General features: G+C 71.2%; 2 protein-coding genes. Both read left to right on the forward strand.

The genetic code is table 11. The annotated features are described in order from the left end of the window. Positions 1-2,016 (forward strand): FkbM family methyltransferase (locus tag IG74_RS47145; protein WP_037827272.1); only part of this gene is annotated, 2,016 nt, incomplete at its 5' end. Between the two features lie 14 nt (positions 2,017-2,030). Beyond that, the coding region (locus tag IG74_RS0144085) for a condensation domain-containing protein (protein WP_158858104.1) at positions 2,031-3,893 on the forward strand (1,863 nt) is incomplete at its 3' end.

A 3,893-nucleotide genomic window follows, 5' to 3' on the forward strand; every position in this document is an offset into this window, starting at 1 on the left:
GACTTCTCGGTGTGGGAGATCTGGGGTGCGCTCCTGCACGGCGGCCGCCTCGTGGTCGTACCGCAGGCCGTCACGCGCAGCCCGGAGGACTTCTACCGGCTGCTGTGCGAGTCGGGCGTGACGGTCCTCAACCAGACCCCGAGCGCCTTCCGGCAGCTGATCGCAGCGCAGGGCGAGGACGCGCGGCCGCACGCCCTGCGGGCCGTGGTCTTCGGCGGCGAGGCCCTGGAGGTCGCCTCGCTCAAGCCGTGGCTGGGCCGCCCGGTCAACAAGAGCACCCAGCTGGTCAACATGTACGGCATCACCGAGACCACCGTGCACGTCACCTACCACCCGCTCACCGAGGCCGACCTCGACCGGCCCGTCAGCCCCATCGGCCGCCGCATCCCGGACCTGCGCACCTACGTCCTGGACCCGCACGGCCGCCCCGCGCCCATCGGCGCCGTGGGAGAGCTGTACGTCGGCGGCGCGGGTGTGGCCCGCGGCTATCTGAACCGGCCGGAGCTGACCGCCGAGCGGTTCCTGGACGATCCGTTCCGCGAGGAGCCGGGCGCGCGCATGTACCGCTCGGGCGACCTGGCGCGCTGGCTGCCCGACGGCTCCCTGGTGCGCCTGGACCGCACCGAGCCGGAAGCACTCGAGCGGACCTACGAACTGCCCAACGGCATGACGGTGTTCCAGCAGAACAGGAGCGAGACCGACTTCGTCTACGACGAGATCTTCACGCACCTCGAATACCTGCGGAACGGCATCACCATCGAGGACGGCGACACCATCCTCGACGTGGGCGCCAACATCGGCCTGTTCACGCTGTTCGCGGGCAGCCGCTGCCCCGGCGCCCGGATCCACGCCTTCGAGCCGATCCCACCGGTCTTCGACTCGCTGCGCCGCAACGTCGCGCTCCACGGCCTCAACGCCAAGGTGCACGCCTGCGGCCTCGCCGCCGAGGCGAAGGAGGAGACCTTCACCTTCTACCGCCACAACACCGTCATCTCCTCCAGCGTCACCACCGCCGAACAGGCCCACGACCTGGTGCGCTCCTACCTGCGCAACCAGGAGGAGCTGACCGAGGCGGGCGCGGCCGACGCCACCGCCGGGGACGACCTCGTCGACGCGGTCGTCGACGCCCGCCTCGACAGCGAGCAGTTCACCTGCCGGCTGCGGACCGTCTCGGAGATCATCGCGGAGGAGTCGCTCGACCGGATCGACCTGCTGAAGGTCGACGTGGAGAACGCCGAGTACGAGGTCCTCAAGGGCATCCACTGGCGCGACTGGCCCAAGATCCGCCAGCTCGTCGTCGAACTCCACGACGTCGACGGCCAGTTGGAGAAGGTCGTCACCCTCCTCAAGGCCCTCGGCTACGACGTCGTCTGCGAACAGGACAACCGCCTGCTGCGCAACACGACCCTCTACAACGTCTACGCCCGCCGCGCCGAAGGCCAGGACGCGCGGCGCGCGGCCGAGCCCGCCACCGCGGCCCCGCGCTGGTCCGGCCGGGCCGCCCTGCTCGCCGACGTACGCGACAGGCTGGGCGCGGCCCTGCCCGAGTACATGATCCCGGCGGCGCACGTCCTCATCGAAGAGCTGCCCCTGACCCAGAACGGCAAGCTCGACCAGCGGGCCCTGCCCGCCCCCGAGGACCGGCAGCGGCCCGCCGGGCGCCGCGTCGCGCCCCGCACCGAGGCCGAGCGGACCGTCGCGGGCGTCTGGGCCGAGCTGCTGCGCACCGACGCCGACGCCCTGGACGTCGACAGCGACTTCTTCGCCCTCGGCGGCAACTCGCTGCTCGTCACCCGCCTCGTCAACCGCCTCGCCCAGGCGACGGGCGCCGAACTCACCGTCCAGTCCGTCTTCGAGGGCCCGACGCTCGCCGCGATGGCCGCCGAGCTGGAGCGCCGCGCCCCCGGGGCGCCCCAGGGCGAGGCGCTCGACGTCGCCGCGATCCTGGAGGGCATCGACTTGATCGAGAACATGAGCGAAGAAGAGCTGGACGCGTTGGAAGGCCGGATCAAGTGACCACGACGACGCCGATGAGCACCCCGAACAACGGCACCTCCCTCGACCTGATCCGGAAGATCAAGTCACTGCCCGCCAACAAGCAGCGCGCCCTCATCGCCATGCTGAAGAAGCAGGGCGTCGACCTGTCCGCCCTGGAGGCGATCGGCCCCCGCCCGCACACCGGGGACGAGCCGGTCCAGCTGTCCTTCGCCCAGCAGCGCCTGTGGTTCCTCGCGCAGTTGGACGGCACCAGCGCGTACTACAACATCCCGATGGCCATGCGCCTGAGCGGACCGCTCGACCGGCCCGCCCTGCTGCGCGCCCTGGAGACGATCGTCCAGCGCCACGAGGCGCTGCGCACCCGCTTCGTCGAGCGCGACGGCGTGCCGTACCAGGAGATCGGCGACGGCCGCGACTTCACGGTCGGCGAGGAGGAGCTGACCGACCCCGCCCAGCTGCCGTCGATCTGCGAGCGCGAGGCCGTGGCGCCCTTCGACCTGGCCCGCGACTCGCTGATCCGCGTCCGGCTGCTCCGCGAGTCCGAGCACGCGCACGTCCTGCTCGTGACCATGCACCACAGCGTCTCCGACGGCTGGTCGCTCGGCGTGTTCTTCCGCGAGATGGTCACCCTGTACGAGGCGTTCCAGGCGGGCGACCCGGCGCCGCTCGCGCCGCTGCCCATCCAGTACGCGGACTACGCGCACTGGCAGCGCCAGTGGCTCGTCGACGAGGTGCAGGACCGCCAGCTCGGCTACTGGACGCGCCAGCTCGACGGCGTCGACCCGCGCCTGCCCCTGCCCGCCGACCGCACCCGCCCGGCGATCAAGACCTACGAGGGCGCGCACGAGCGCTTCCACCTGCCCGAGGAGCTGCTGCGGCAGCTGAAGGCACTCGCCGAGCGGCACGACGTCACGCTCTACATGACGCTGCTGTCCGTCTACGCCCTGCTGCTGCACCGCTACAGCGAGCAGACCGACATCGCCATCGGCACCCCCGTCGCGAACCGGCAGCGCATCGAGTCCGAGGGGCTCATCGGCTTCTTCGCCAACACCCTGGTGATGCGCGCCGACCTGTCGGGCGACCCGGCCTTCACCGAGCTGCTCGGCCGCGTCAAGGACGTCGCGCTACAGGCCTTCAGCCACCAGGACGTGCCCTTCGAAGCAGTCGTCGACGCGCTGCAGCTGGAGCGCAGCCTCAGCCACTCGCCGCTGTTCCAGGTCGCGTTCGTCCTCCAGGAGGCGCACACCGACCGCGAGGTGCGCCTGGGGAACCTCGACGTCTCCCTCATCGAGTTCGACTTCGACATCACCAAGTTCGACGCGACGCTCGACCTGCGCGAGACCCCCGACGGTCTGATCGGCGCCATCGAGTACAACACCGGCCTCTTCGACCGCGACACGGTCCGGCGCTTCGTGCGCCACTACACCGCGCTGCTCCACGCCGTCGTCGCCGCGCCGGACGAGCGGCTCTCCCGGCTCAGCACCCTCGACGCCGACGAGCGCCGCCAGGTGCTCACCGAGTGGAACGAGGTGCCCGCGGCGGCGCCCGCCGAGCGGTGTCTGCACACGTGGTTCGAGCGGACCGCCGCCTCCAGGCCGGACGCGGTGGCGGTGGAGTTCGAGGACCGTCGTCTGTCGTACGGGGAGCTGATCGTGACCGACGGACCGCTGCCCGAGGGCCTCGCCGTGCCGTCCGTCCCGGTCGTGGACGTACGCGCGGACGCCGACCAGTGGGCCGCCCTGTCGGCCGCCGACGTCACCGGCACGGGCGTGGGCCCCGCGCACGCCGCCTATGTCATCTACACGTCGGGCTCGACGGGCGTGCCCAAGGGTGTGGTCGTCGAACACCGCAATGTGGTGCGGCTGTTCACGTCCACGGACGACTGGTTCCGCTTC

It is taken from the genome of Streptomyces sp. NRRL B-1347 (assembly GCF_000720325.1).
Classification (GTDB): Bacteria; Actinomycetota; Actinomycetes; order Streptomycetales; family Streptomycetaceae; genus Streptomyces.